Genomic DNA, 26,936 nt, shown 5'->3' with positions numbered 1-26,936 from the left:
GGGCGGCAAGCAGTGCTCTCATGGGGGTGGCCCTTCGGGTGTGCCGGATGGCCGAACCATAGGATGTCGAGCAGATGGCCGCAATATTTCGACGAAATTGCGCAAAGAAATAACTGTCGATCGCCAGAAGATGAGGATCTTCGCCCTGTTCACGGCCATGACCTGGGCAGGCGGCGCATCCCGACAGAGCGCAAGGCACGACGTCGGGTCCGTGCAAGAAGCCGCAAGACTTGCGCTCCGCGAGCGGGCGCCTTGCGTAAGCGTCCGTGTTTCAGGAGGGTTTCGGACCCTTGACAGGAGGGCGGCCGCGCAGCACTATCTTCAGCACTAACTTTATTCCTAAAGAAAGTCCTCTCACATGGCAGGCACGGACCGCGGCGACCTCACCAGGACGGCGATCCTCGCCCTTCTGGGCACGGTCGGCCCGCTGAGCCGCAGCGAGATAGCCCGCGAACTCGACCTCAGCCCCGCCACCGTCACCCAGCTCACCAAGGAGCTCATCGGGCACGGGATGCTGGAGGAGCTCGATCTCAAGCCGTCGCGCGGCGGCCGACCGGCGCAGCGCCTCGGGCTGGTGGGCAGCGCCGGGCGGGCCCTCGGCGTGAAGGTGACCGCCGATCACCTGGTGCTGGTGGACGTGCGGCTCGACGGTGAGGTGCTCGGGTCCTGGGAGCTGCCGCACGACCCGGCGGCGCCCGACGCGCTGGAGCACCTGGCGGCGGCGGTGGAGTCGGTGGTCCAGGAGATCTCCGGGGTGCCGCCGCTGCTGGGGGTCGGGGTCGGGGTGCCGGGCAGCGTGGACGATCAGGCGGTCGGCACGGTGAACGCGCCGACGCTCGGCTGGCAGGCCATGCCGGTGGGCGATCGGCTGCGCCGCCGGCTCAACCTGCCCGTCCTGGTCGAGAACGACGTGAACGCGCTGGCCGCGGCCGAGCGCCTGTACGGCCGGGGGCGTACGCACCGCGACTTCCTCGTGGTGACCATCGGGCGGGGCGTCGGCGCGGCGATCGTCGCGGACGGCCGCGTCTATCGGGGCGCCCGGGGCGGCGCGGGCGAGTTCGGCCATCTGCCGGTGGACCCGGAGGGCCCGCCGTGCGGCTGCGGCGCCCGGGGCTGCCTGGAGGCGTTCGTCGGCTCGGCGGGCCTGCTCGCCGCCGCCCGCCACAAGGAAACCGGCGACGGGGCGGCCGCGAGCCTCTCCCCCACCGGGACGGACCGGTCTCGGCCGGACGGACGTGACCCGCTCGGGGCGGTGGCCGCGCTCGGAAGGGCCGCCGCCGAGGGTGACGTGATCGCGTGCGAGGTGTTCGCCGAGGCCGGAGCGATTCTGGGCCGGGCCACGGCGGGGCTGATCAACGTGGTGGACCCCGAGGTCGTGGTGGTGCTCGGCGAGGGCACGGCCGACTGGCCGCTGTGGCGGACCGGCTTCGAGCCGGCGCTGCGGGCGCAGCTCTATCCCGGGCGGCGGGACATCTCGGTCGAGGTGGAGAGCTGGGACGACACGAGCTGGGCCCAGGGAGCGGCGGCGCTGGTGCTGGCCACCCCGTTCGACGCCGCCGGAGCGGCCGGCGAGCAGGGCCGCCTGGTCCGCGCCCGCCTGATCGGAGCGGCCTCATGAGCGCCGGCCGGAGCGGCCTCCGCCTGATCGGGGCCGCCTCATGAGCGTCCGGGAGGCCCTGCCCGAGGCCGCGGCCGAGCCGCGGGCCACCCACGCGCGCCCGAGGCGGCGCGGTGGGTGGCGCTACGCCGGCACGGTCGCGGTGTTCCTGCTGCCGAGCCTGATCCCGCTGACCCTCTACACGCTGGTCCCGATGATCGGCTCGCTCTGGACGAGCCTGCACGAATGGGACCTCATCACCGACATGCGCTGGGTGGGGCTCGGCAACTACGTCGAGCTCATCGGCGACCCGGACACCAGGGCCGCGTTCCTGCACACCCTGTACTTCATCGCCGGCTACCTCCCCCTCGTCTACGTCGGCGGCCTGGGCCTGGCGGTGCTGCTCAACCGGGCGATGCCCGCGCGCGGCCTGCTGCGCGGCGTGTACTTCCTGCCGGTGATCACGAGCTGGGTCGTCGTCGCGCTGATGTGGAAGTGGCTGCTCAACCCGGCCAGCGGCATCGTCAACTGGGCGCTCGGCCTGGTCGGCGTGAGCGGGCCCGGCTGGTGGACCGATCCCGACTGGGCGATGCCGTCGATCATCCTCGCCTCGGCGTGGAAGGACCTGGGCTTCGTGATGATCATCCTGCTGGCCGGGCTGCAGGCGATCCCCCGCGAATTCCAGGAGGCCGCCATGGTGGACGGCGCCACGGCCTGGCGCAGGTTCCGGCACATCACGCTGCCCCTGCTGTCCCCCTCGACGTTCTTCGTGGTGGTGATCTCGCTGATCAACGGCTTCCAGGTGTTCGACCAGGTCACGATCATGACGGGCGGCGGGCCGGGCGGCGCGACGCAGGTGGTGGTCTCGCAGATCTACGACCTCACCTTCCGCTACGGCCGGGCGGGCGCGGCCTCGGCCCTGTCGTGGCTGCTGTTCGCGCTCGTGCTGCTGGTGACGATCGTGCAGATCCGGGGTCAGAAGCGGTGGGTGACCTATGGGTAAGGTCCTGCGCTCCCTCGTGGTGGCGCTCGGCGCGCTGGTCATGCTGTTCCCGTTCGGCTGGGCGGTGATCACCTCGATCACGCCGAGCGACGCCGTGCTGGCCGTGCCGCCCGACTTCACTCCCGACGGCGCCGGCCTGGACGCGTACGGCAGGCTGCTGGAGACGCTGCCGTTCTGGCGGATCGTGCTCAACAGCGCCTGGATCGGCGCCGCCTCCACCACGTTGCAACTGGTCACCAGCGCGATGGCGGCCTACGCGTTCGCCCGGCTGCCCTTCCCGGGCCGGGGCGCGCTGTTCGCGGTCTACCTCACGACGCTGATGATGCCGCTGCCGGTGCTGGTCGTGCCGCTGTTCATCGAGATGCGCACGTTCGGCCTGGTCGACACGTACTTCGCGCTGCTGGCGCCGACGATCGCCTCGGCGTTCGGCGTGTTCCTGCTGCGGCAGGCCATCAACCAGGTGCCCCGGGAGTTCGACGAGGCGGCCGTGCTGGACGGCGCCGGCCATTTCCGGATCTTCCTGTACGTGGTGCTGCCGCTGATCCGCCCGGCGCTGGCCACGTTCGCCATCTTCGGCTTCATGGCGAGCTGGAACAGCTACCTCTGGCCGCTGATCATCATCAAGTCGCCCGAGTTCATGACGCTGCCCCTGGGCCTGGCCACGCTGCACGGCCAGTTCACCACGCAGTGGGACGTGGTGATGGCCGGTTCGGTCGTCAGCGTCGTCCCGATCCTCATCTTGTACGTCTTCGCGCAGAAGCACGTCATCGCCAGCGTCGCGCAGAGCGGGCTCAAGTAAAGGAAACCCCCCATGTCACGACACATCAAGATCGCCACCGCCGTCGCGGCGGCAGCGTTGCTCGCCTCCGCCTGCTCGCAGGGATCGGCCACCAAGGGCACGACCGGTGAAGGCGGCAAGGTGACGCTGCGGTACTTCACGTTCTCGGCGGCGCCCGACCACGTGAAGGACCTCGACACGATCGAGAAGGCCTTCGAGAAGGAGAACCCGAAGGTGGACGTGGTCGTCGAGACCGCCCCCTTCGACCAGTACTTCACCAAGCTCCAGACCAGCATCGCGGGCGGCACCGCGCCCGACACCTTCGAGCTCAACTACGAGAACTTCGTCACCTACGCCAGCGCCGGCTCACTGCTCGACCTCGCCACGGTGGCGGGCGACGGCGACCCCTCCGTGTACGCCCAGGAGTCGCTCAACGCCTTCAAGCGGGACGGCAAGCAGTACGCGCTGCCCGCCTCCTTCTCCACGGTCGTGCTCTTCTACAACAAGGACCTGTTCGACAAGGCCGGGGTGGCCCCGCCCACCGCGGACTGGACCTGGGAGGACGAGCAGGCCGCCGCGGCGAAGCTGACGGACAGGAAGAAGGGCGTGTACGGCGACTTCCAGCCGGTGCAGTTCTTCGAGTTCTACAAGACGCTCAAGCAGGCGGGCGGCGAGTTCCTGTCGGCGGACGGCAAGACGTCGGCGTTCAACAGCCCGCAGGGCGTCAAGGCGGCCACCTGGCTGGTGTCGAAGGTGGGCAAGACGATGCCGACCGAGGCCGAGATCGGCGGCACCGCCGACTACGACACGAACCTCTTCAAGTCCGGCAAGCTCGCCATGTGGCACAACGGCATCTGGCAGTTCGCGGGCCTGAAGGACGTGCCGTTCGCCTGGGACGTGGTCGTCGAGCCGGGTGACGCGGCCAAGGCCAGCGCGGTCTTCCACAACGCGGTGGCCGCCTCGTCGACCACCAAGCACGGCAAGGAGGCCTGGGCCTGGGCCCGCTTCCTGTCGGCGTCGGGCACCGCGGCCACCACCCGCATCCAGTCGTCGTGGGAGCTGCCGCCGGTCTCTGACCAGCAGGTGCTGTCCGGCTACCTCAAGGATCCCAAGCCGGCCAACCGGCAGGCGGTCTTCGACTCGCTCAAGTCCATCGCGCTGCCTCCGGTGATCAAGCGCCAGCAGGAGATGCAGGACGCGGTGACCAAGGAGCTGAGCGAGGCCGCGGCCGGGCGCAAGTCCGTCGAGGACGCGCTCAAGGCGGCCGCCGCCGAAGTCGACGCGCTGCTCGGCTGAGCCTTCCCCGTTTCTACGTACTCAGGAGAGATTCGTTGTCCCTCGTCGCGCACAGCCTCGACGTGATCAAGAGATTGCAGGCGCCTTCCGGGGCCTATCCGGCCTCGCCCACCTTCTCCGCCTACCGCGGCTACTCCTGGCTGCGCGACGGCGCGTTCATCGCCGAGGGGGTGAGCAGGCACGGCGACGTGGCCGGCGCGGACGCCTTCCACGCCTGGTGCGCGCGGGTGGTCGGCGACCGCGCGGGCCAGGTGGACACGCTGGTGTCCCGCGCGGCGCGCGGTGAGACGGTCCCGGCCGCCGAGATGCTGCCGACCCGGTTCACGCTGGACGGGATCGACGGCGACGACGACTGGTGGGACTTCCAGCTCGACGGGTACGGCACGTGGCTGTGGGCGCTGCACGAGCACCACGCGCGGCACGGCTCGGCGGTGGCCGGCGTCGAGAAGGGCGTCAGGACGGCGGCCCGCTATCTGACCGCGTTCTGGCGGGTGCCCTGTTACGACTGGTGGGAGGAGCACGTCGAGCACCGGCACGTCGCCACGCTCGGGTCGATCCACGCGGGCCTGCGGGCCGCCATCGCGCTCGGCGTGCTGGGCGCGGCGGAGTCGTCGGCGGCGGCCGAGGCCGTCGAGGGCGTCGAGGACCTCGTGGCGCGCGAGGGCGTCACCGAGCACCCGGCCGGTGGCGGGCATCTGCGGAAGTGGCTCGGCAGTGACGCCGTGGACGGGAGCCTGCTGGCCTGTGTGGAGCCCTTCGGGCTGTACCCGGCCGGGCATCCGGTCGGCGAGGCGACGGTCGCCGAGGTCGAGCGGCGGCTCGCCCGCGACGGCGGCGTCCACCGCTACCTGGACGACACCTTCTACGGCGGCGGGCGCTGGCTGCTGCTGGCCGGGTTCCTCGGCTGGAACCATGCCCGCGCCGGGCGGCGGGCCGAGGCGGTGCGGCATCTGGAGTGGATGGCCGCGCAGGCGACCCCTTCGGGTGATCTGCCCGAGCAGGTGTCCGACCTGCTGCTGGCGCCGGAGCGGCGGCAGGAGTGGCTGGACCGCTGGGGTCCGGTGGCCACGCCGCTGCTGTGGTCGCACGGCATGTACCTCATCCTCGCCGACGAGCTGGGGGTGACGGCGTGATCCGGCACCGGCCCCACGGATCGGGGCATCCGTACGCGGAGACCGAGGACCAGCGCGTCCCGGCCAGGCCGCTGGCCGGCGAGGCGGTGGAGCTGCGGGTGCGCGCGTCGGCGCGGGTGGTCGCCGTCGTGTGCGACTGGGCCGTGGACGGAGCCGCGCCCGTCGAGCTGCCCCTGACCAACCGGGGCGCGCACGACGCCGCCGCCGAGGGCGGCGTGGACGGCGGGCATCTCGCCGCCGCCCAGGCGCGGGCCGCCCGCGCCGCCGCCGGCTCCTGGAGCGTGCGCACCCCCGCCCTCCAGGCCGGAAGCCGGTACGCCTACCGCTTCCGCGCCACGACCGACGACGGCGCGAGCCGCGCCACCCGGTGGTTCGAGGTGACGGCGGCGACCTGGTCGGACGCCGGCGGCAAGCTGGAGGTCACCGGCGCCGACCGGATCGTGCCGGGCAGCGTGCGCTGGCTCGGCGACGGCGACGGCGCGCTCCGGGTGCGGTTCGAGCTGGCGCTGGAGCCGGAGGAGCACGTCGTCGGCTTCGGCGAGCGGTTCGACGCCGTGGACCAGCGGGGCCGGGCCCTGGACGCGGTGGTCTTCGAGCAGTACAAGGCGCAGGGCCGGCACGGGCGCACGTACCTGCCGATGCCGTACGCCATGGTCGTCGGCGGCCCGGCGAGCTGGGGCTGGCACGTCCAGACCTCCCGGCGGACCTGGTACGACGTCGACGCCGCCCGTCCCGGCCGGATCGTCGTCGAGGCCGAGACCGGCCCGGACGGCGAGCTGGGCGTGCGCTTCTACGGCGGCGGCGCGCCCGCGGACGTCCTGCGGGGCTTCCTCGACGACGTCGGCAGGCCCGCCGAGCTGCCGGAGTGGGTGTTCCGGCTGTGGGCCAGCGGCAACGAGTGGAACACCCAGGAGCGCGTGCTGGCCGAGATGGACCGCCACCGCGAGCACGGCATCCCGGTAGGCGCGCTGGTCATCGAGGCGTGGAGCGACGAGACGACGTTCACGGCGTTCCGGGGCGCGGCGTACGAGCCGTCCGAGGACCCCCACACACTGGCCGACTACGCCTTCCCCGCGGACGGGCCGTGGCCCGACCCCAAGGGCATGGTGGACGAGCTGCACCGCAGGGACGTCAAGGTGCTGCTCTGGCAGATCCCGCTGCAGAAGATGCGCCCCCACCCGCGCCACCAGGCCGCCGTGGACGCCCGGCAGCTCGTCGCGCGCGGGTACGGCGTGCGCGAGCCCGACGGCCGCCCCTACCGCAACCGGGGCTGGTGGTTCCCGCTCGCGCTCATGCCCGACCTGTCCTCCCCGGAGGTGCGCGAGTGGTGGACGGCCAAGCGGCGCTACCTGGTCGAGGAGGTGGGGATCGACGGGTTCAAGACCGACGGCGGCGAGCACGCCTGGGGCCATGACCTGCGCTACGCCGACGGGCGCGACGGCGCGGCGGGCAACGGGCTGTTCCCCGTGCACTACGCCCGCGCGTTCGGCGACCTGCTGCGCGCGTGCGGCAAGGCGCCGGTGACGTTCAGCCGGGCCGGGTTCGCGGGGTCGCAGGCCCACGGTGCCTTCTGGGCCGGGGACGAGGACTCGACCTGGGAGGCCTTCCGCTCCTCGATCAGGGCCGGGATCACGGCCTCGGCCTGCGGGATCGTGTACTGGGGCTGGGACCTGGCCGGTTTCTCCGGGCCCGTGCCGGACGCCGAGCTCTATCTGCGGGCGGCGGGGGCGTCGGCGTTCATGCCGATCATGCAGTACCACTCCGAGTTCAACCACCACCGCACGCCCGTCCGGGACCGCACGCCGTGGAACGTCGCCGCCCAGACCGGGGACGAGCGGGTGATCCCGGTGTTCCGGCGGCTGGCCGAGGTGCGCGAGCGGCTGGTGCCGTACCTGGCCGAGCAGGCGCGGGCGGCGATCGGCGGCGGCGCGCCGCTGATGCGCGGCCTGTTCTTCGACCACCCGGACGATCCGGCGCTCTGGCGGCATCCGCTGCAGTACAAGCTCGGCGACGCGCTGCTGGTCGCGCCCGTGACCGAGCCGGGGGTGTCGGAGTTGTCCGTTCACCTCCCCGAAGGCGACTGGGTCGATGTGTGGACCGGACGCCACCTGACCGGCGGGCGGACGGTGAATCTGCCCGCGCCGCTCGACCGCCCGCCCGTGCTGTGCGCGGCGGAGCACTGGTCCCGACTCTCCCCCGTCTTCTGAAGAAGGGCACCCTCCATGAGCCGGTTACGGTCGGCCGCCACCGTCATGGCGCTCGTCCTGCTCGCCTCCCTCGTCTCCGTCCCCGCCTACGCACTCGACGGCATCCACCACAACCCGACCGGGATCGACGACCTCTACTCCAGCGAGCCCACCGAACGCCTCCCGCGCGATCCGATGGCCGGTGAGGCGGTCCGGATCAACGCGACGACGTGGCCGATCGAGTCCGGCCAGACCGTCTGGGTCACCTGGACGAAGAACGGCGTGAGCCAGACACCGGTCGGCGCCGCCTGGGACCACAACAGCGGCAACAACAGCTACTGGCGGATCAACCTGGGCACGTTCGCCCGCGGCGACCAGATCTCCTACACGGTCAACGCCGACGTGAACGGCGGCGGGCAGAAGAGCACCGGCCCGTTCGCGTTCACGGTCACGTCGTGGAGCACGGTGACGAACGTGACGGGGTTCGTGAACAACGGCACGTCGGTGGACGTCACGACCGGTGACAGCGCGGGGAGCTTCACGCCGAAGATCCGCTTCGCGTTCCCCGCGCTCGACCGGTTCAGAACGCAGATCGCCCCCAGCGGCTCAGGTCTCAATATTTCCGGCGTGTCTGGATATGCGGTGACGAACTCCGCGAGCACGTTGACGATCTCCACCAGCTCGCTCGTGCTGAAGATCCAGAAGTCGCCGTACCGCCTGTCGGTCTTCAAGGGCGACGGCACGACGCTGATCACCCGCCAGTACGACCCCGCCACGTTCCGGAACATCGGCTGGGCCAGCGACGGCGCCACCACGATCACCAAGATCGAGGACCACTTCATGTCGCCGGCCGGCGAGCGCTTCGAAGGCTTCGGCGAGCGCTACGACCGGCTCGACCAGCGCGGCACCGACGTGCACAACTACGTCTACAACCAGTACCGGGACCAGGGCGCCACCCGCCGCACCTACCTGAGCGTGCCGTTCTTCCTGAACTCGGCCGGGTACGGCGTCCACGTCGCCGGCACCCGCTACGCGATCTTCAACCTCGGCACCCACCTGAGCGACCTGGCCGGCTTCACCGTGGACACCGGCGGCGGGCTGGACTCGACACTCGACTACCACTTCTTCGCCGGGACCCCGGCCGAGATCGTCGACGACTACACGGCGGTCACCGGACGGCCGCAGCTCCCGCCGAAGTGGGCGTTCGGGGTGTGGATGTCGGCCAACGAGTGGAACACCCAGGCCGAGGTGACCGCCGAGCTGGCGAACCTGGACACGTACCGGATTCCGCACACCGCGATGGTGCTGGAGCAGTGGAGCGACGAGGCCACGTTCTACCTCTGGCACGGGGCCACGTACACCCCCAAACCGGGCAGCGGCAAACCGGCGTACGCGGATCTGACGTTCCCGGCGGGCAGCGCGTGGCAGAACCCGAAGGCCATGGTCACCAGCGCCCACAGCAAGGGGATCAAGATGATCCTCTGGCAGATCCCGGTGTTCAAGGAGAACTTCGACACCAACCCGCCCACCGCGCCGCAGCAGCATCTCAACGACAAGGCGTACGCGCAGGCGCAGGGATACGTCGCCGAGAACGCCACCAACGGCCCCTACCGGATCCCGACCGGCCAGTGGTTCGGCGACAGCATGATCCCCGACTTCACCAGCACGGCCGCGGCGAACTGGTGGATGAGCAAGCGCGACTACCTGATGGACGAGGTCGGGATCGACGGCTTCAAGACCGACGGCAGTGAGGCCGTGTTCGGCAGGGGCGTGCAGTTCGCCGACGGCCGCGAGGGCGACGAGATGCACAACGCCTACCCCAACAGCTACACCGGCGCCTACAACTCCTACGTCAAGGGCAGGAAGCCGGACGGCACGATCTTCAGCCGGGCGGGCACGACGGGCGCCCAGAGCACGTCGATCTACTGGGCGGGCGACCAGAACTCCAGCTTCTCCGCCTTCCAGGAGGCGGTCCGGGCCCAGCTCAGCGCCGGGCAGTCGGGGGTGCCGTACACGGCGTGGGATCTGGCGGGCTTCACCGGCGACTTCCCCAGCGCCGAGCTCTACCTGCGCTCGGCGGCGCAGGCCACGTTCTCGCCGATCATGCAGTACCACTCGGAGAAGGCCAATCCCGGCGCCTCCGAGGCCCGCACGCCGTGGAACGTGCAGGCGCGCACCGGGGACACGAGCGTGGTGCCCGCCTTCCGCAAGTTCGCGAACGTGCGGATGAACCTGATCCCGTACCTGTACACCGAGGCCAGGTCGAGCTCGGCGACGGGTGCGCCGATGATGCGGGCCATGAGCTTCGCCTTCCCCGGCGACGCGACGGCGGCGGCGCAGGACCAGCAGTACCTGTTCGGCTCCCAGCTCCTGGTGGCGCCGATCACCACGCAGGGCGCCACCGCCAAGAACGTCTACCTGCCCGCGGGCGAGTGGTACGACCTGTGGAACGGCGGCCGGTTCACCGGGCCCGGCACCAAGACCTACAACGCGGGCCTGGACACCATCCCCGTCTACGCCAGGCCGGGGGCGATCATCCCGCTCAACCTCAACGCCGACTACCAGCTCGGCGGGGAGATCGGCAACAGCGTGGACACCTACACGAACCTGGCCTTCCGCATCTATCCGGCAGGATCGACGTCGTACGCCTACTTCGAGGACGCGGCCAACGCCACCCGCACGATCGGTTCGGCCGAGAACTGGGCCGGCCACGCGGTGACCGTCACCGTGCCCGCGCTCACCACGACCAGCACGCTGCAGGTCGCGAGCACGAAGCCGGCGTCGGTGACCGGCGCGAGCGCGCGGGCGAGCCTCGCCGACCTCAAGGCGGCGGCCGAGGGCTGGTGGTGGGACCCGGTGCAGCAGCTCACCCACGTCAAGCTGGCGAGCGCCGCCGCCGGGCGGACGATCACGCTCAACGGCGTGGACAAGGCCGCCTACGAGGCCGAGTTCGCCGCCGGCACCGGCACGTCCACCAACACCGACCACGCCGGGTACACCGGCACGGGGTTCGCGGACGGCTTCGCGAGCTCGGGTGACGCGGTGACGTTCCAGGTCAGGGCGGACGCGGCGGGCAGCCACCAGCTCAAGTTCCGCTATTCGACCACCGTGGCCTCGACCAGGACCGTGTACGTCGACGGCGTCCCGGCCGGCACGCTCTCGCTGCCCGCCCTGGCCAACTGGGACACCTGGGGCACGGCCACGCTGACCACGTCGCTCACCGCGGGCGCCCACACCGTCAAGATCGCGTACGACGCCTCGAACACCGGTGGGATCAACCTCGACAACCTGGTGGTGGCCCGGCCATGAAACGAGCGCTCCTCTTCCTGACCACGCTGCTCCTGCCGTTACTCGTGCCCCTGCCCGCGCAGGCCGCCGTCCAGCGGGTGCAGTTCACCAGCGGCTCGACGTACCTGATCGCCGAGTTCCTGGACGACGACCTGGTGCACTTCGAGCTCGCCAACGGCACGTCGCCGGGGACCGGCTCACCGCTCTTCACCACGCCGCAGGTGGCCAAGACCGACTACACCGGGCCGGCGAGCTTCACCCAGTCGGGCAACACGCTGACCACGGGCGCGATGAAGGTCGAGGTCACGGCCGGGACGCTGTGCGTGAGGGTCTCCGACCCGGCCCGGCTGCTGTACGAGGCGTGCCCGCGCAACCTGGCCCAGGCGTGGAAGGGCCTGACGATCACCAAGGGCTCGATCCAGAACGCGTACGGGCTGGGCGAGCAGTTCTTCATGGGCGGCAGCGCCGACGGCGACTGGGTGGGGCGCAGCCGTACCCCGGGCGGGCCGTACGGCAACGCCATGGCGTACGACACCGACAACGGCCCGGTGGGCAACGCCCAGATCCCGGTGCTGTTCGGGGTCGGCGCCGCCAACCTGAACTACGGCCTGCTGCTCGACCAGGTCTACAAGCAGGAGTGGAACCTGACCGGCGACCCGTGGACGGTCGACACCTGGGGCGACCAGCTCAGGTGGTACACGATGACCGGGCCGGACCTGCCCGACCTGCGCAAGGACTACATGGAGCTGACCGGCCGGCCGCCGGTGCCGCCGAAGAAGGCGTTCGGCATGTGGGTGTCGGAGTTCGGCTACGACAACTGGGCCGAGATCGACAACCGGCTGTCGGGGCTGCGCACGGCGAAGTTCCCGGTGGACGGCTTCGTGCTGGACCTGCCGTGGTTCGGCGGGGTGACGGCGGGCTCCGACAACACCAGGATGGGCACCCTCACCTGGGACACCACCGCCTTCCCCAGCCCGTCGGCGACCATCGCCGGCTATCAGGCGAACCAGGGCGTCGGCCTGATGACGATCGAGGAGTCGTACGTCGGCAGGAACCTGCCCGAGCACGCCGACCTGGCCTCCCGCGGCCATCTGGTGCGGGCCGGCTGCGCGTCGTGCGCGCCGACGTACCTGACCACCAACGACTGGTGGGGCCGGGGCGGCATGATCGACTGGACGCAGAACGCCGCCGGCGACTACTGGCACACGCTCAAGCGGCAGCCGCTCATCGACGCCGGGGTGCAGGGCCACTGGCTGGACCTCGGCGAGCCGGAGATGTACGACGCCGGCGACTGGACCTCCGGTGTCCTGCCCGGCAAGCACGCCCACGCCGACTACCACAACGTCTACAACCTCAAGTGGGCCGAGAGCATCGCCCGGGGCTACTCCGCCACCACCAAGCGCCCGTTCATGCTGGCCCGCTCCGGCGCGGCGGGCATGCAGCGGCACGGCGTGGCCATGTGGTCGGCCGACATCGGCTCCAAGCTGACCGCGCTCGCGCAGCAGCAGAACGCGCAACTGCACATGTCGATGTCCGGCATCGACTACTACGGCTCCGACATCGGCGGCTTCCGCAGGGAGATGCTGAACTCGGACCTGGACGAGCTCTACACGCAGTGGTTCGCCAACGGCGCGTGGTTCGAGGTGCCGGTGCGCCCGCACACCGAGAACCTGTGCAACTGCGCGCAGACCTCACCGGACAAGATCGGGCACACCGCCAGCAACCTCGCCAACCTCCGCCAGCGCTACGAGCTGACGCCCTACTACTACTCGCTGGCCCACCGGGCCTACAGGTTCGGCGAGCCGGTCGTGCCGCCGCTCGCGTACTACTACCAGAACGACTCCACCGTGCGCGAGGCCGGCCACGAGAAGCTCATCGGCCGTGACCTGCTGGTCGGCGTCGTCGCGGGCGCGGGCGAGCGCGACCGGGACATGTACCTGCCCGCCGGCACCTGGTACGACTACGCCACGGGCGAGAAGCTGACCAGCACCGGCCAGTGGTTCACCGACCGGCCGCTGTGGGTGAACGGCGCCTTCCGGCTGCCGGCCTTCGCCAGGGCGGGCGCGATCCTGCCCAAGATGCACGTGGACGACAAGACCATGAACGTCGTGGGCAAGCGGACCGACGCCACCACCAGGAACGAGCTGGTCGCCCGCGTCTACCCCGACGCCGCCGCCACGAGCTTCACCCTCTACGAGGACGACGGCGCCTCGACCGGCTACCAGAGCGGCGCCGTGCGTACCACGCAGATCGGCCAGCAGCTGACCGGCGGCACGGCGACCGTCACGGTGGCCGCCTCCAGCGGCACCTACCCGGCCGCCCCGGCCTCCCGGTCGAACGTCGTCGAGCTCGTCGCCGACACCCAGGCCTCGGCGGTCACGCTGAACGGCGCCCCGCTGACCCAGCACGCCACCAAGGCCGCCTTCGAGGCGGCGGCGAGCGGCTGGTACAACGCGGGCGGCAACCTCATCGTGGCCAAGTCGGCGAGCACGGCCGTCACCACGGCGAAGACGTTCGCGTTCACGCTCGGCCAGCCTCCGGTGTCGGCCGTCTTCAGATGCGACAACGGCACCACCACGCCCGGCCAGTCCGTCTACGCGGTCGGCAGCGCGCCGCAGCTCGGCACGTGGTCGGTGGCCGGGGCGGTCAAGTTGTCGCCGACCGCCTACCCGACCTGGACCGGCACCATCGGCAAGCTCCCGCCCGGCACCACGGTCGAGTGGAAGTGCGTCAAACGGCAGGAGGCCGGCTTCCCCGACACCGCGGACCAGTGGCAGCCGGGGGCCAACACCGTCCTCACCACCCCGGCGAGCGGCACGGCGGGCACCACGACCGGCACCTTCTGACCACGAGCACCGGCTACCCCTTCCCCGGCCGGCGCAGGCGGACGGGACCGAACAGGCCCGTCGAACGCTGGCCGGGGAAGACGAAGTGGGTCGGACTGGCCTCGTCGAGGTACGGGGCCAGGGTGCCCAGGACGAGGACCTCGACGACGTTGTCCCCCTCGTCCAGCTCGACGTCGAACACGTACGGGGAGCACACCCGGACGCCGCAGGGCCGTCCGTTGACCGTCACCTCGGCGGTGCCCCTGACGCGGCCCAGGTCGAGCAGGCCCGGTCCGGCGGGGGCGGCGAGCGTGGTGCGGTAGCGTACGCCGCCGCTGTACCCGGCCAGCCCGCGCTCCTCCCAGTCGCCCAGCCGCATCCGCCCGGGGCCGCAGGTGAACCGGACGGGTCCGGTGAAGGCCGCGCCCCCTTGCGCGCCCGGCGCGGTGCGCACGCGGATCTCGACGTCGCCCGGCCCGCCGCCGAGCTCGGCGCGCAGGTCGACCCGGCCCGAGGCGTGCACCTCGACACCGGTCGCGCCGGGCGGGGCGTCCAGCAGGAAGCGCTCGGTACGCGGGCCGGCGCCGGGCACCGCGAAGACGGCGGGCAGGGTTGGGGGCAGAGCGGCGGGGCCCGGGTCCAGCCAGCCGGCCTCCGGCAGGGGGTGGGGGCGGGGCAGCAGCCAGAGGGCGGCGGGGTCGCCGTGCTGGCGGCGGCGTACCCGGGGACGCGGTGACCAGCCGGGGCCGGAGACGGCCAGCCCGTCGGCCAGCACCCAGCCGCCGGACTCGATCCGGACGGTGTTGGCGCCCTCGCGCAGCAGGTGGGTCACGTCGTAGCGGCGTACGCGGGGGATGTCCGCCTCGGCGTAGGGGTCGAAGCCGCCCTGCCTGCCTGCCTCGACGCCGTTGACGACCACCCGGCAGAACGAGGTCGAGGCCACCTGCAGCACCCCGCCCCCGGGCGCGGAACCGTCCGGGGATGCGTGGACGACCGTTTCCAGTGGTGTGCCGGCGATCCACTCCGGGCGGGCCGCGGCGGCGGGGTCGGCCAGCAGGCAGACGTAGGCCCGCAGGTCGAGCTCCTCGTCCGGCACGAGCAGCAGTTCGAGCAGGTGCTCGCCGGGCGGGACGGGCGAGCGTGAGACGGCGGCGTAGCCGGGGTCGTCGAGCGGCTGCTCGGCGCCGTCGATCCAGAGCGTCTTGACCGCACCGGCCCCGACGGCCGCCCAGGCGGGGCCGTCCGGGACGGTGACGACCGTGCGGAAGCGGACCTCGGTGCCCGCCCCGACGCGGCCGAAGGCCAGGAACTCCACCGGCACCCGTCCCTTCGGCCCCAGTGTGTCCCGGTGCACGGGATCCTTGCGCAGTCCCCGGGAGAGCGACCACACGGACGGCGTCCACGGCCCGGCGCCGACGCGCTGCTCGCCGCGCGGCCCAAAGGTCACGTCCACCGGCTCGCCGTCCGGCGTGCGCAGCGTCCGGCATTCGACCCCCGCGCCGCCGCCGAAGTCGGACCAGGTGTCGTCGAGCGTCGGCACCAGCTCGACGTCCCACTCGTCCCCGAGCTCGGCCGCCACAAGGTACTCGGGGCGCGGCGCCGGCTCGGCCGAGGTGCCGTCGAACACCAGCAGCGCCGCGGGCCCGTCGTCGAACGGGACCACGACCCGCACGGCGTCCCCGTCCCTGGTGCACGGCAGCGCCACCGGGTCACCCCCGGCGAAGGGACGCAGCAGCAGGGGCGTGCCCGAAACGCCGCGGACGGTGACCGGCATCTCGCGTGCGTAGCGGCCGGGGTCGAAGTCGATGACCGCGTCCAGCCAGCCCAGCTCCACCCCGCGCTCTTCGGGCCGGCCCACGCCGATGCGGCTGGCCATGGGGAAGGCCGCGGGCAGGAACACCAGCGTCGTCTCCCCGTCCTCGCGCACGAGTGCGGGCACGGGTGCCTCGACCCGCCGTTCCAGGTCGGTCAGCGCCGCCCCCAGCCGGTCGGCGCTCTCGACGAACCGCGCCCCGAGCCCGGCCACGGCACCGGGCCAGGCGTCCAGACGCGTGTCCGGAGCGGGTTGTCCGTCCGGCGGGGCGCTCACCGAGAGCTGCCCGCCCGGCGCGCTCACCGGGGGCCGCTCGCCCGGCGGTGTGCCGACCGTGACCAGCAGGCCGCCGCCCGCGGCGAACTCCGCGAGCCGGGCGGCGACGTCCTCGTCCAGCACCGTGACGGCGGGCAGGATGACGGCGCGGTACGCCTCGGTGGAGACGGTCAGCCGCCCGTCCTTGACGACCGCGCGCCGCACCGAGTCCTCGTCGATGACGTCCGCGTCGAGGCCGAGCCGGTCCAGCACGCCGGGCTTGGTGGCGAACCAGGCCATGTCGCCCACCAGCTCGCGGTAGACCTCCTGCGCCCGCGCCGCCGCACCGGCCGTATCAGCGCCGGCACCATCGGGGCCGGTCCCGTCCGTGGCGACCCCGGTCTGGGCGGTGGCGGTGGGCAGGAGGACGGCGACGTCGCAGGCGTGGCGGCCCAGAGACAGGGCCGCGCACAGCCGGGTGACCGCCTCGGCGAAGACCCGGTGGTGCCGCCAGTACGGCTGCCGCCAGTCCGTGGACGGCGGCGCCCACTCCCACCAGCCGCGCTTGGTCGTGTAGTAGACGGCGTGCGGGTTGTACAGGGTGGCCCCGGCCCGCAGCCACGGCAGCAGCCAGTCGAACGTCTCCTCCAGGGTGCCGCCCCACCCGCTGGAGTGGAACGCCTCGATCCACGTGCGCGGCCGCCCGTACAGGTGGGCCAGGGAGGAGTGCAGGCGGGCGTCGCCGTGATGGTCGGAGCCGGGCGCGCCGAACCAGCGGTGGGTGCGCGCGTAGTCGGCGTACAGTCGCACGCCGTCCACGGGATGGCCGGCGCGGGCGGGGTCCTGCTGGTCGCAGCCGTGCACCAGCCCGTGCCGGGCGTGCCAGTCGGCCAGCGGCCGGAAGAACGCCTCCTCGGCCAGCTCGGCCCGGGTGAGCTGGTACGCCCGCCAGTCCGGCTGGCTCAGGCTGAACGGCCGCCCGCGGCGGGCGAGATGCTCGGCGGCGAACCGCTCGGACCAGGTGGGCAGGGTGGGCAGCTCGTCCTGGAACGACCCGGCGATCACCTTGCCGAACCAGTGCCCGACCCGCCGCTCGAACTCTCCATGCACCCGCTCCAGCAGCACCGCGCAGGCCTCGCGCGACAGGTAGTCGAAGCCCCGCGACGTCACCGACCCGTCGGGGGCGAGCCACCGCCCGGCGAACTCGGGGCGCTCCTGCACCAGCCGCGCCTGAAGGTCGGCGCCGGAGAAGCCGAGCTGGTCGTAGAACCACAGGTGCGCGCCCAGCTCGTACGCGTCCTCGCACACCCCGTCCAGCAGCTCCCACCACGCCTCCGACAGGAACGGCGGGTCGTCGGCGTCGGAGCCGAACAGCGGGCCGGAGGGGGCGAGGTTGAGGATGACGAGGTTGTGCACGCCACCGGCGACCAGGCGCTCCATCTGCCAGCGCAGCCGGTCGCGGCGCAGCGGCTCGCCGCTCCACCACCAGATGGCCGCCGGGGAGAACGCGCGGGGCGGCTCGCGGAAGGTCTCGAAGACGTTCATCCCTTGAGCCCGCTGGAGAAGCCCTTGATGACGTAGCGCTGCAGCAGCAGGAACACCACGACGATCGGCAGCGCGCCGAGCACGAGGCCGGCGAAGACGAGGCCGTGCTGGGAGACGTACTGGCCGACGTAGGCGAACACGCTGACCGGGACGGTCTCGAAGCCGGACCCGCCGAGGTAGATCAGCGGGGTGAAGAAGTCGTTCCAGACGAAGACGGCGTTGAGGATCAGCACCGTACCGGTGATCGGCCGCAGCAGCGGGAAGACCACCCGGGTGAAGGCCGTCAGGTGCGAGGCTCCGTCGATCTGGGCGGCGCTGGCGTACTCGCGGGGCAGCGCGCGGATGAAGCCCGTGTAGAGGAAGACGGTGAACGGGAGCTGGATGCCGGTGTAGAAGAGGATCATCCCGGCGTGCGTGCCGATCAGCCCCAGGTCGGTCACCAGCTCGTACAGGGGGATCATCCCGAGCTGGAAGGGCAGCACGATGCCCAGCAGGAACAGCACGTAGAGCCCGTAGCCGAGGCGGGTCCGCACCCGGGCCAGGAAGTACGCGGCGAAGGAGCCGAGCGCGACGAGCGCCACCAGGCTGACCACGGTGATCACCGTGCTGTTGACCAGGGACGGGCCGAGCGCGGCGGCCGACCAGGCGCTGGCGAAGTTGCCGAGCGTGGGCGGGTCGGGCAGCGCCAGCGGCGTCTGCGAGATCTGGGCCGGGTCCTTCAGCGACAGAGAGATCAGCGTGTAGACGGGGAACATGAACGCCACCGCCGCCGCGATCATGACGATCTCCAGCGCGAACGTCCTTCTCACGCGGTCACCTCCCGGCTTCGCAGGTAGTAGACCTGGACGAGCGACACCGCGGCCACGAACAGCGCCAGCACCAGGGCGATGGCGGTGCTGTAGCCGAACTTGCCGAAGACGAACGCCTGCTTGTACAGCACGGTCGACAGGGTCTCGGTGGCGTAACCGGGGCCGCCGTTGGTGGCGGCGAAGACCTGGTCGAAGAGCTTGAGCCCGCCGATCGTGGAGAGCATCAGGTTGATCGTCACGGCGGGGGCCAGCAGCGGCCAGGTGACGTACCGGAAGCGCTGCCAGGTGCCCGCGCCGTCGATCATGGCTGCCTCGTGCAGCTCACGCGGCACGCCCTCGAGGCCGGCCAGGAAGATGACCATGCTGTAGCCGGCGTACTGCCACACGACCATGCCGGCGATCGACCACAGCGCGACCGACGGGTCCCCGAGCCAGTCGACCCGCAGGCCGAGCAGCCCGTTGAGGCCGGAGGCGGGGTCGGGGTTGTAGATGTACTTCCACAGGAAGGCCACCATCACCGGGCTGACGACGACGGGCGCGAAGAAGACGACGCGCAGCAGCGCCCGGCTCTTCAGCTTGACGTGCACGCCGAGCGCCAGCAGCAGGCCGACGCCGTTCTGCACGACCACGATGGCCACGGTGAGCAGCAGCGTGTTGCCGATCGAGCCCATGGCCTGCTCGTCGCCCAGCAGGGTGCCGAAGTTCGCCAGGCCGACGAAGGACATGTCCTGGCCGATGCCGCTCCAGTCGGTGAACGCGTAGATCACGCCGGCGATCGCCGGGTAGAGCACGATCAGGGCGTACACCGCCAGGGCCGGCGCGGCGAACCACCAGGGCGGGGCGGCGGCGTCGAAACGCCGCCGCCGTGCGGAGCGGGCGGGACGGGCCCGCCCTGCGGTCACGGGAGTCACTTGCGGTAGGCCTCGTCCATCTTCTTCAGCGCCTCGTCGATCGTGGCGTCGCCGGCCAGCAGCTCCTGGACGACCGCGAAGTGCACCGGCTGGACTTCGGCGTTCGGCCAGCGCTGGTCCATGAAGGGCACGGCGCGGTCCTTGGTGAACGGCAGGAACGACTGGACGGCGGGGTCGATGCTGGAGCTCGCGTCCTGGGTCAGCGGGATGGCGGCGATGGCCTTGGCCCAGGCGTTGATGTTCTCCTGGCGGCCGAGGAAGTCGACGAACGCCTTGGCCTCCTCGACGTTGCGGCCCTTGGCCGCGGCCCCGAGCCCGACGACGACGCCGGCCGGGATCCACACCGCGTTCGCGTCGTCGGCGCCCGGCACCGGGAACATCGACAGGTCGTCGGGCGAGGTGGCGGCCTTGCGGAAGTCGGGCAGCACGGCCGAGACCTGGATGGCCATGGCCGCCTTGCCGGTGGCGACCATGGAGGTCTGCTGCTCGAACGTGGTGCCGTTCGGCTTGTCGTTGAAGTAGCCGCGCTTCTGCAGCTCCAGGTACATCTCCATGGCCTGCCGCCAGCCGGAGTCGGCGAAGCTGGCCTGCCCGGCGAGCTGCTTGTCGTCGAACGTCGGGTCCTTGGCGTAGACGGTGGAGGGCACCAGCGCGTACGTGATGAGCTGGGTGACCCATGGTGTCTGCGCGCCCAGCGCGATCGGCACCACCCCGGCCTTCTTCAGCTTCTCGCACACGGCCAGGAACTCGGTCCAGGTGGTGGGCGGCGCGTCGATCCCGGCCCGCTCGAAGACCTTCTTGTTGTACACGGCGCCGATCACCGACGATCCGGCCGAGTAGATGTAGGTCTTGCCGTCGAGCTGGAAGGCGGGCTTGAACCCGGCGGGGATCGTCTTCGTCCACGCCTGCGCGGACAGGTCGGCCAGCAGCCCCGCCCCGGCGATCTGCGACATCGACATCGCGCTGCCGTTGCCCGGGTAGACCACGTGCAGGTCGGGAGCGTTCCCGGCGCCGAGCTGGGTGCGCACCGAGGTCTGCACCTGATCGGTGGGGGCGAAGGAGGCGGTGACGCGCACGGCCGGTTTGGCCTTCTGGTAGGCGGCCACCAGCTCGTCCATCGGTGTCTTCTGGTCGGCCACGCCGACGAACTTCAGCTCGGTCGTGGCGCTTCCACCCGTGCTGGCGGTGGTCTCCGGCCTGGTGGAACAGGCCGTGGCGAGCGTGGCCACGGCCAGACCGCCCATCATGCGCAGGAACTGGCCACGGCTCACCCTGGCGTGGTGCAGCAGGTCGGTCATGTCGCTGTCTCCTCGGTCGTGCGGAAAAGCTGAGATCCCCGAGAGCTGAATGCGAACGTTTTAATCGATGTTAAGTTCACAAACAATCGTGTTAAAAGTAGCGGTGGAGGGAGGTTACGAGTCGCCCGAGCGGGGTGTCAAGGGTAGGATTCGCAGCCGTCCGAAAGGGTGAAGACATAGGTGAACTCGCGTCAGCACACCTCCACCAGGTCAGCGCGATGGCACGGCATGGCCGAGCACATCGTGCGCCGGGGTTCCGCCTCCGTCACCGAGCTCGCCGAGAGCTTCGGCGTCAGCCTGATGACCGTCCACCGCGACCTCGACGAGCTCGAACGCCAGGGCATGGTGCGCAAGGTCAGGGGCGGCGCGACCGCCCAGGCCAGCAACGTGTGGGAGAGCAACATCGCCTACCGGCTCAAGGCGCACACGGCCGAGAAGGATGCCATCGCCCGGGTGGTGGCCGGGCTGATCGAGCCGGGCAGCTCGGTGATGCTCGACGACTCCACCACGGCGCTGGCCGTGGCGCGCCACCTGGACGAGCTGGTCCCGCTGACCGTGGTCACCAACTTCATGGAGGCGATCAGGCTGCTGGCGGGCCGGCGTGACATCCGGCTCATCGCGCTGGGCGGTGAATATCACGCCACCCATGACTCCTTCCTCGGGCTCGGCTGCGTCGACGCGGTCGAGGCGGTCAGCACCGATCTCGTCGTGGTCTCCACCTCGGCCGTCTCCGACCAGTACGCCTACCATCAGGAGCAGGAGATCGTGCTGGTCAAGCGGGCGATGCTGCGCTCGGCGGCCCGGCGCGTGCTGGCCGTGGACGGTTCCAAGCTGGCCCGGGTGGCGCTGCACCGGGTGGCGCCGCTCGACGACTTCGACGTGGTGGTGGTCGACTCCAACGTCCCGGCCGACCTGCTCCAGCGGCTGCGCGACCACCACGGGGACGTCCAGGTGGCCCAGATGTAACACGAATATGCGTTATTTGTAACTTGCATCTTGTTAAGAGCTCGCCTGCTTGCTACAAAGTGAGGGCTTTCGCCCCCCAGACTAGGAAGCAGCATGCCTCAACCCTCACGCCGAGGCTTCCTCGGGATCGGCGGCGCCGCCTTCGCCCTGGCCTTCGGCTCCGGCCTGGCCGACCCGCACACCGCGCGGGCCTCGGCCAGGAGCCTGGCCAGGAGCGACTACCCGTTCCAGCTCGGCGTCGCCTCCGGCGACCCGCTGCCGGACCGGGTGATCCTCTGGACCCGGCTGGCGCCCCGGCCGCTGGAGCCGCTCGGCGGGCTGCCGTACAGCAGGATCCGGGTCGATTGGGAGATCGCCGAGGACGAGGGCTTCACCCGCCGCGTCCGCGACGGCTCGGCCTGGGCCACCCCCGAGTACGGCCACTCCGTGCACGTGGACGCCAAGGGCCTGCGCCCGGGCCGCGAATACTTCTACCGTTTCCGCGCCGGCGGCGAGCTCAGCCCGGTCGGCCGGACCAAGACCGCCCCCGCGCCGCGCAGCAGCCCCGACGCGCTGCGCCTGGCGTTCGCCTCGTGCGCCCTGTGGCAGGACGGCTTCTACACCGCTTACCGCCACCTCGCCGACGAGACCCCCGACGTGGTCTTCCACCTGGGCGACTACATCTACGAGTACGGCATCGTGCCGATGGGCGGCAACCGGGCCACCCCGGTGCCCGAGCAGTTCCGGGTGCAGTGCGACACCCTCGACCGCTTCCGCGTCCAGTACGGCCTCTACAAGAGCGATCCCGACCTGCAGGCCGCCCACCACCGCGCGCCGTGGATCGTCACCTGGGACGACCACGAGGTGCTCGACAACTGGGCGGGCCGCTTCGGCCCCGGCGGGGAGGTCACCGAGCAGGACTACCTGGTGATCCGCGCCAACGCCTTCCGCGCCTTCTGGGAGAACATGCCCGTCCGCGTGCCGTCGGTGGAGGGCCCCGACGCCCGGATCTACCGCAGGTTCACCTTCGGCGACCTGGCCGAGTTCAACGTGCTCGACACCCGGCAGTACCGCGACGACCAGGTCTGCGGCGACGGCCAGCAGGTGGACTGCGCCGACCGGCTCGACCCGGCGCGGCAGATGCTCGGCGCCGAGCAGGAGCGGTGGCTGCTCGACGGCCTGGGCGAGTCCCGGGCGAAGTGGAACGTGCTCGCCCAGCAGATCGCCATGATGCAGCTCGACTTCGACGCGGGCCCGGCCCAGCGGCTCAGCATGGACCTGTGGGACGGCTACAAGGCGGCCAAGGACCGCGTGCTCACCGGCATGGTCGACCGCCAGGTGAGCAACCCGGTGGTGCTGACCGGCGACATCCACTACAACCTCGCCGGCGACCTCAGGACCGACTTCGACGACCCGGCCTCGCCCGCCATGGGCGTGGAGTTCGTCTGCACCTCGATCAGCAGCGGCGGCAACGGCAACCCCGCCACGGGCCTGCCGCCGGGCGGCAGCGACCCGGTCAACCCGCATCTGCGCTTCTCCAGCTACCAGCGCGGCTACGTCTCCTGCGAGGTCACCCGCGGCCAGTGGCGCTCGGACTTCAAGGTCGTCCCGTACGTCGACCGCCCCGGCGCCCCCGTCTCCACCCGAGCCAGCCTGGTCACCGTCGACGGTGCCCCCGGCCTGCACGCGCTCTAGAAAGGAACGGATCATGCGTATCCTCGCCGCCGCGCTGGCCGTCGCCATCACCGTCACCACCACGGCCGGCGGCCTCGATCCCGAGCCGCCCCCGCAGTCGTTGTCCGTCAAGGTCAGGCCCGGCACGTCCAAGGGCTCGGGCCGGCTCGTCCCGATCGCCGGCGCGGACAGGCTGGTGGCCCCGCTCGGCGTGGACCCCGCCTGCCCCGCCAAACTCGAGATCGGCATGCGGAGCGACGCCAAGAAGCCCTCCTACGCCACCATGCAGGTCGAGATCGACGCGCCGCTGACCGCCTCCCGCCCGATGCTGACCAGCTACCTGCCGCCCGGCTACGAGGTCGGCGCGAAGCTGCTGGTCGCGGTGCCGCCCGGCACCGCGCAGGGCACGTACGGCCTGCGCCTGCGCACGCCCTCGACCACGCTGAAGGTGCCGGTCGAGGTCGTGCCCGTGGACGGGCTCGACAACGGCGGCAACCTCGCGCTGCGCCGCCCCGTCACCGCCTCCTCCCAGCACACCAACGCCAACTACCCGCCGTGCAGCGTGGCCGACGGCGACCGCTCCTCCAACGGCTGGGCCGGCGGCAACGGCTGGAACGACGCCACCGCCAGGGCCTGGCCGGACACGGTGGCCGTCGCGCTCGGCAGTGCGCGGCCGGTGTCGCGGGTGGAGGTGTACACGCTGGACACCGAACGCTATCCCGCCTCCCGCTACGGAGTGCGTGACTGGGACGTGCAGGCCCAGGTGGGCGGGCAGTGGCAGACGGTCGCCCAGGTGCGCGGCAACACGGCGGGGAACGCGCGCTCGGAGTTCACCCCGGTCACGGCGGACGCCGTCCGCGTCGTGGTGCTGGCGTCGAACGGCGCCAACGACTACACGCGCATCATCGAGATCGAAGCCTACTGAGCGGCCCTGGAGAAGCAGGGAAGCCCGCTGAAAGGAGCACATCCGTGACCACCGGCACGTTCACCCGCGTCACCCCGCGCCGCATCAAGGTGGGGCTGGTCGCCGGCGGGCTGGGAGCCTACTGGCCGCAGTTCCCCGACCTCCTCCCCCAGCTCCAGCGCTCGGCCGACCGCGTCTCGGAGCGCATGCGGGGCTTCGACGCGGAGGTGGTGGACGTCGGTTTCATCTCCGACGCCCAGGAGGGGGCCGAGGCGGCGGAGAAGCTGCGGGCGGCAGGCTGCGATCTCATCGTCGGCTTCCTGACCACCTACATGACGGCGACCATGCTCGTGCCGATCGCCCAGCGCAGCGGCGCGCCCGTGCTGCTGATCAACCTGCAGCCCACGGAGTCGATGGACCACGCCACCTTCGACACCGGCCAGTGGCTGGCCTACTGCGGCGCCTGCCCGCTGCCGGAGATGGCCAACGCGTTCACCCGCTGCGGCATCCCGTTCCGGTCGGTCTCCGGCTACCTGGAGGACGAGCGGGCCTGGGAGCGGATCGGCCGCTGGGTACGGGCGGCGGGCGTGCGCGCCGCGCTGCGCCACGGGCGGCACGGCCTGATGGGGCACCTCTACCCGGGCATGCTGGACGTGGCCACCGACCTGACGCTGGTGAGCGCGAACTTCGGCGGCCACGTGGAGGTGCTGGAGTTCGACGACCTGCGGGTGCGGGCGGAGAAGGTCTCCGACGCCGAGGCCGGTGAGCGGGTGGCGCTGACCCGCGAGGTGTTCGAGCTGGCGGACTCGGTCAACGAGGACGACCTGGCGTGGGCGGCCCGCGTGTCGGTGGGCCTGGACCGCCTGGTCGAGGACTTCGGGCTGGACAGCCTGGCCTACTACCACCGGGGCCTGGACGGCGAGATCCACGAGCGGCTCGGCGCGGGCATGATCCTCGGCGCCTCGCTCCTCACCGCCCGGGGCGTGCCGGCCGCCGGCGAGTACGAGCTGCGCACGTCGCTGGCCATGCTGATCATGGACCGGCTGGGCGGCGGCGGCTCGTTCACCGAGTTGCAGGCGCTCGACTTCGCCCGCGGCCACGTGGAGATGGGCCACGACGGCCCCGCCCACCTGGCGATCAGCTCCCGCCGGCCGCTGCTGCGCGGGCTCGGCGTCTACCACGGCAAACGCGGGTGGGGCGTGTCGGTCGAGTTCGACGTGACGCGCGGCCCGGTGACCGCGTTCGGGCTGCGGCAGGCCAAGGACGGGAGCTACGGTTTCGTCGTCTCGGAGGGCGAGGTCGTCGAGGGGCCGCTGCTGCAGATCGGCAACACCACCTCCCGCGTCGACTTCGGCTGCGACCCGGGCGAATGGACCGACGCGTGGAGCGCCAGCGGCATCTCCCACCACTGGGCCCTGGGCACGGGCCACCGCCTGGCCGACCTGCGGGCGGTGGCCGACCTGCTCGGCGCGGAGGTGACCCACGTCCAGCCCTGAAGCCCGGCCCCGGGTTCAGGTGCCGAAGTTGCTGACCATCCGGTAGTAGAGGTTCGAGGTGAAGGTGCACGCCCGGTGGTGCGATGACGGGAGCTGGGACTCGCAGGCGGCGTACATGTCCTGCAGGAACATCCAGTCCACGTACCGTTTGACGTTGTAGCCGAAGAGCCCCATGGCTTTGGCGTTGCGGTAGCCGAAGTCATGGCGGTGGCAGGCGTCCCGGAAGTCGACCCGCCTGTTGTAGATCCACGGCTGGTCCCGGGCCCAGCTACAGCCGTCGTTGTCCCAGTTGAAGCCGTAGGTCGAGTAGTAGCTCCGGTTGAAGAGCCCGTCGTTGAACCACGCCCGCCCGTGGCGCCGATCATCGTGAGGTGGTTGTACATCTGGACCTTCGGCATGAGCACCATGGCCGTCCGTGAGCCGCCCTCGTGCTCCCCCGCCGGGTTGACGGCCGCGACCTTCACCTCGTAGCGGATCGGCGCCACCCACTTCAGGGTGGCCGAGGTCTTCGTGGTGGGATACCTGCTCCTGGTCCACGGGCCGTTCCAGGGGAACGAGGGACGCCAGTACACCCAGTACATGACGCCGGGCGTCCTGCTGGCGGTCCAGAGGAGTTTGATGCCGCCGATGGCCGAGGTCGCATGGAGGTTCTCCGGCTCGTACGGGTAGGCGTGGGTGGGGCCGCCCCAGACGGTGTTGCTCGCCGCGCTCGTCCCCCACCGGTTCACGGCGACGATCCGGAAGTCGTAGGAGAAGCCGGTCCAGAGCGGGTAGGTCAGGCGGGCGGTGGTCCCGATCGTGGGGTAGGCGAAGTAGTACCAGGTCGAACTGCCCGCCGACCTGAAGTGGGCCCAGTAGTACGCGTAGGGCGTGTCGCTCGGGTCCCAGGTCAGGCTGACGTAACCGTACCCCTCGCCGGTGACGCGCAGGTTCTTCGGCGCGGTCGGCGGGGCCGAGGCGGGGCCGGTGGTGATCGTGTTCGACGGGCCGCTCATGCCGTCGCGGTTGTTGGCGACGACGCGGAAGTCGTACGTGAAGTCGTTCCACAGGGGGGTGGTCAGGCGCGCCGAGGTCGCGCTGGTCGGGTAGGCGAAGGTGAACCAGGTGGAGCCGCCCTGGGAGCGGAACTGCACCCAGTAGAAGACCGGCTCCGACGACCCGGCGTCCCAGTCCAGGTCCA

At 71.3% G+C, this 26,936-nt stretch carries 19 protein-coding genes; 14 read left to right on the top strand and 5 right to left on the bottom strand.

What is annotated here, in order from left to right:
* Nucleotides 1-358 precede the first annotated feature (358 nt).
* From AB0I15_RS52005 to AB0I15_RS51970, 8 genes are read left to right on the top strand one after another with little or no spacing between them, the layout of a single operon-like run.
* Complete coding sequence (locus AB0I15_RS52005) at nucleotides 359-1,618, top strand: ROK family transcriptional regulator (RefSeq protein WP_358114223.1); 1,260 nt, start codon at nucleotides 359-361, stop codon at nucleotides 1,616-1,618.
* A 40-nt stretch (nucleotides 1,619-1,658) separates the two neighbouring features.
* Entirely contained in the window at nucleotides 1,659-2,600 is a 942-nt protein-coding gene (locus tag AB0I15_RS52000; RefSeq protein ID WP_358114220.1) for a sugar ABC transporter permease, read from the top strand.
* Complete coding sequence (locus tag AB0I15_RS51995; RefSeq protein WP_358114217.1) at nucleotides 2,593-3,399, top strand: carbohydrate ABC transporter permease; 807 nt, start codon at nucleotides 2,593-2,595, stop codon at nucleotides 3,397-3,399. Before AB0I15_RS52000 ends, AB0I15_RS51995 begins: the two co-directional genes overlap by 8 nt.
* 12 nt (nucleotides 3,400-3,411) lie before the next feature.
* Nucleotides 3,412-4,674 (top strand): sugar ABC transporter substrate-binding protein, encoded by a 1,263-nt coding sequence (locus AB0I15_RS51990; protein ID WP_358114214.1) that lies wholly within the window; start codon nucleotides 3,412-3,414, stop codon nucleotides 4,672-4,674.
* 35 nt (nucleotides 4,675-4,709) lie between these two features.
* Nucleotides 4,710-5,807 (top strand): glycoside hydrolase family 15 protein, encoded by a 1,098-nt coding sequence (locus AB0I15_RS51985; RefSeq protein ID WP_358114212.1) that lies wholly within the window; start codon nucleotides 4,710-4,712, stop codon nucleotides 5,805-5,807.
* Complete coding sequence (locus AB0I15_RS51980; RefSeq protein ID WP_358114209.1) at nucleotides 5,804-8,014, top strand: TIM-barrel domain-containing protein; 2,211 nt, start codon at nucleotides 5,804-5,806, stop codon at nucleotides 8,012-8,014. The genes AB0I15_RS51985 and AB0I15_RS51980 overlap by 4 nt, the downstream gene beginning before the upstream one ends.
* Nucleotides 8,015-8,029: 15 nt before the next feature.
* Nucleotides 8,030-11,302 carry a TIM-barrel domain-containing protein gene (locus AB0I15_RS51975; RefSeq protein WP_358114207.1) on the top strand — a complete coding sequence of 1,091 codons (3,273 nt, stop codon included), beginning with the start codon at nucleotides 8,030-8,032 and terminating at the stop codon, nucleotides 11,300-11,302.
* Entirely contained in the window at nucleotides 11,299-14,127 is a 2,829-nt protein-coding gene (locus tag AB0I15_RS51970; protein WP_358114204.1) for a TIM-barrel domain-containing protein, read from the top strand. The genes AB0I15_RS51975 and AB0I15_RS51970 overlap by 4 nt, the downstream gene beginning before the upstream one ends.
* 13 nt (nucleotides 14,128-14,140) lie before the next feature.
* Here the strand turns inward: AB0I15_RS51970 and AB0I15_RS51965 are convergent, their stop codons facing one another.
* The 4 genes from AB0I15_RS51965 to AB0I15_RS51950 are packed head-to-tail and all read right to left on the bottom strand — an operon-like array spanning nucleotide 14,141 to nucleotide 20,737.
* Nucleotides 14,141-17,719, bottom strand: a complete 3,579-nt coding sequence (locus tag AB0I15_RS51965; protein ID WP_358114201.1) for a hypothetical protein — start codon at nucleotides 17,717-17,719, stop codon at nucleotides 14,141-14,143.
* A complete protein-coding gene (locus AB0I15_RS51960) occupies nucleotides 17,716-18,528 on the bottom strand; it encodes a carbohydrate ABC transporter permease (protein ID WP_358114198.1) in 813 nt (270 codons plus the stop codon). Before AB0I15_RS51960 ends, AB0I15_RS51965 begins: the two co-directional genes overlap by 4 nt.
* Entirely contained in the window at nucleotides 18,525-19,430 is a 906-nt protein-coding gene (locus AB0I15_RS51955) for a sugar ABC transporter permease (protein ID WP_358114195.1), read from the bottom strand. The genes AB0I15_RS51960 and AB0I15_RS51955 overlap by 4 nt, the downstream gene beginning before the upstream one ends.
* A gap of 5 nt (nucleotides 19,431-19,435) precedes the next feature.
* A complete protein-coding gene (locus tag AB0I15_RS51950; RefSeq protein WP_358114192.1) occupies nucleotides 19,436-20,737 on the bottom strand; it encodes an extracellular solute-binding protein in 1,302 nt (433 codons plus the stop codon).
* 180 nt (nucleotides 20,738-20,917) lie between these two features.
* Here AB0I15_RS51950 and AB0I15_RS51945 point away from each other — a divergent pair, with 180 nt between their 5' ends.
* From AB0I15_RS51945 to AB0I15_RS51930, 4 genes are all read left to right on the top strand, one after another.
* Entirely contained in the window at nucleotides 20,918-21,703 is a 786-nt protein-coding gene (locus AB0I15_RS51945) for a DeoR/GlpR family DNA-binding transcription regulator (RefSeq protein WP_358114189.1), read from the top strand.
* A gap of 93 nt (nucleotides 21,704-21,796) precedes the next feature.
* Nucleotides 21,797-23,377 carry an alkaline phosphatase D family protein gene (locus AB0I15_RS51940; RefSeq protein WP_358114186.1) on the top strand — a complete coding sequence of 527 codons (1,581 nt, stop codon included), beginning with the start codon at nucleotides 21,797-21,799 and terminating at the stop codon, nucleotides 23,375-23,377.
* 13 nt (nucleotides 23,378-23,390) lie between these two features.
* Nucleotides 23,391-24,281 carry a discoidin domain-containing protein gene (locus AB0I15_RS51935; protein ID WP_358114183.1) on the top strand — a complete coding sequence of 297 codons (891 nt, stop codon included), beginning with the start codon at nucleotides 23,391-23,393 and terminating at the stop codon, nucleotides 24,279-24,281.
* Nucleotides 24,282-24,325: 44 nt separating this feature from the next.
* A complete protein-coding gene (locus AB0I15_RS51930; protein WP_358114181.1) occupies nucleotides 24,326-25,756 on the top strand; it encodes an L-fucose/L-arabinose isomerase family protein in 1,431 nt (476 codons plus the stop codon).
* A gap of 15 nt (nucleotides 25,757-25,771) precedes the next feature.
* On the opposite strand, the gene AB0I15_RS51925 is transcribed toward AB0I15_RS51930, so the two are convergent.
* Nucleotides 25,772-26,245 carry a phospholipase A2 gene (locus AB0I15_RS51925; RefSeq protein WP_358114178.1) on the bottom strand — a complete coding sequence of 158 codons (474 nt, stop codon included), beginning with the start codon at nucleotides 26,243-26,245 and terminating at the stop codon, nucleotides 25,772-25,774.
* 6 nt (nucleotides 26,246-26,251) lie between these two features.
* On the opposite strand from AB0I15_RS51925, the gene AB0I15_RS51920 reads away from it, so the two are divergent.
* Nucleotides 26,252-26,425, top strand: a complete 174-nt coding sequence (locus tag AB0I15_RS51920; protein WP_358114176.1) for a hypothetical protein — start codon at nucleotides 26,252-26,254, stop codon at nucleotides 26,423-26,425.
* 249 nt (nucleotides 26,426-26,674) lie between these two features.
* Nucleotides 26,675-26,845 (top strand): hypothetical protein, encoded by a 171-nt coding sequence (locus tag AB0I15_RS51915; protein WP_358114174.1) that lies wholly within the window; start codon nucleotides 26,675-26,677, stop codon nucleotides 26,843-26,845.
* Nucleotides 26,846-26,936 lie beyond the last annotated feature (91 nt).

It is taken from the genome of Nonomuraea sp. NPDC050643 (genome assembly GCF_040654715.1).
GTDB lineage: Bacteria > Actinomycetota > Actinomycetes > Streptosporangiales > Streptosporangiaceae > Nonomuraea.
This window is presented reverse-complemented; position numbering and strand designations above follow the sequence as displayed.

Bases quoted from the DNA above. Each gene is read 5' to 3' on its own strand.
- AB0I15_RS52005 (WP_358114223.1), top strand. From the start codon at position 359: ATGGCAGGCACGGACCGCGGCGACCTCACCAGGACGGCGATCCTCGCC.
- AB0I15_RS51965 (WP_358114201.1), bottom strand. From the start codon at position 17,719: ATGAACGTCTTCGAGACCTTCCGCGAGCCGCCCCGCGCGTTCTCCCCG.
- AB0I15_RS51935 (WP_358114183.1), top strand. From the start codon at position 23,391: ATGCGTATCCTCGCCGCCGCGCTGGCCGTCGCCATCACCGTCACCACC.
- AB0I15_RS51975 (WP_358114207.1), top strand. From the start codon at position 8,030: ATGAGCCGGTTACGGTCGGCCGCCACCGTCATGGCGCTCGTCCTGCTC.
- AB0I15_RS51970 (WP_358114204.1), top strand. From the start codon at position 11,299: ATGAAACGAGCGCTCCTCTTCCTGACCACGCTGCTCCTGCCGTTACTC.
- AB0I15_RS51990 (WP_358114214.1), top strand. From the start codon at position 3,412: ATGTCACGACACATCAAGATCGCCACCGCCGTCGCGGCGGCAGCGTTG.
- AB0I15_RS51940 (WP_358114186.1), top strand. From the start codon at position 21,797: ATGCCTCAACCCTCACGCCGAGGCTTCCTCGGGATCGGCGGCGCCGCC.
- AB0I15_RS51950 (WP_358114192.1), bottom strand. From the start codon at position 20,737: ATGACCGACCTGCTGCACCACGCCAGGGTGAGCCGTGGCCAGTTCCTG.
- AB0I15_RS51995 (WP_358114217.1), top strand. From the start codon at position 2,593: ATGGGTAAGGTCCTGCGCTCCCTCGTGGTGGCGCTCGGCGCGCTGGTC.
- AB0I15_RS52000 (WP_358114220.1), top strand. From the start codon at position 1,659: ATGAGCGTCCGGGAGGCCCTGCCCGAGGCCGCGGCCGAGCCGCGGGCC.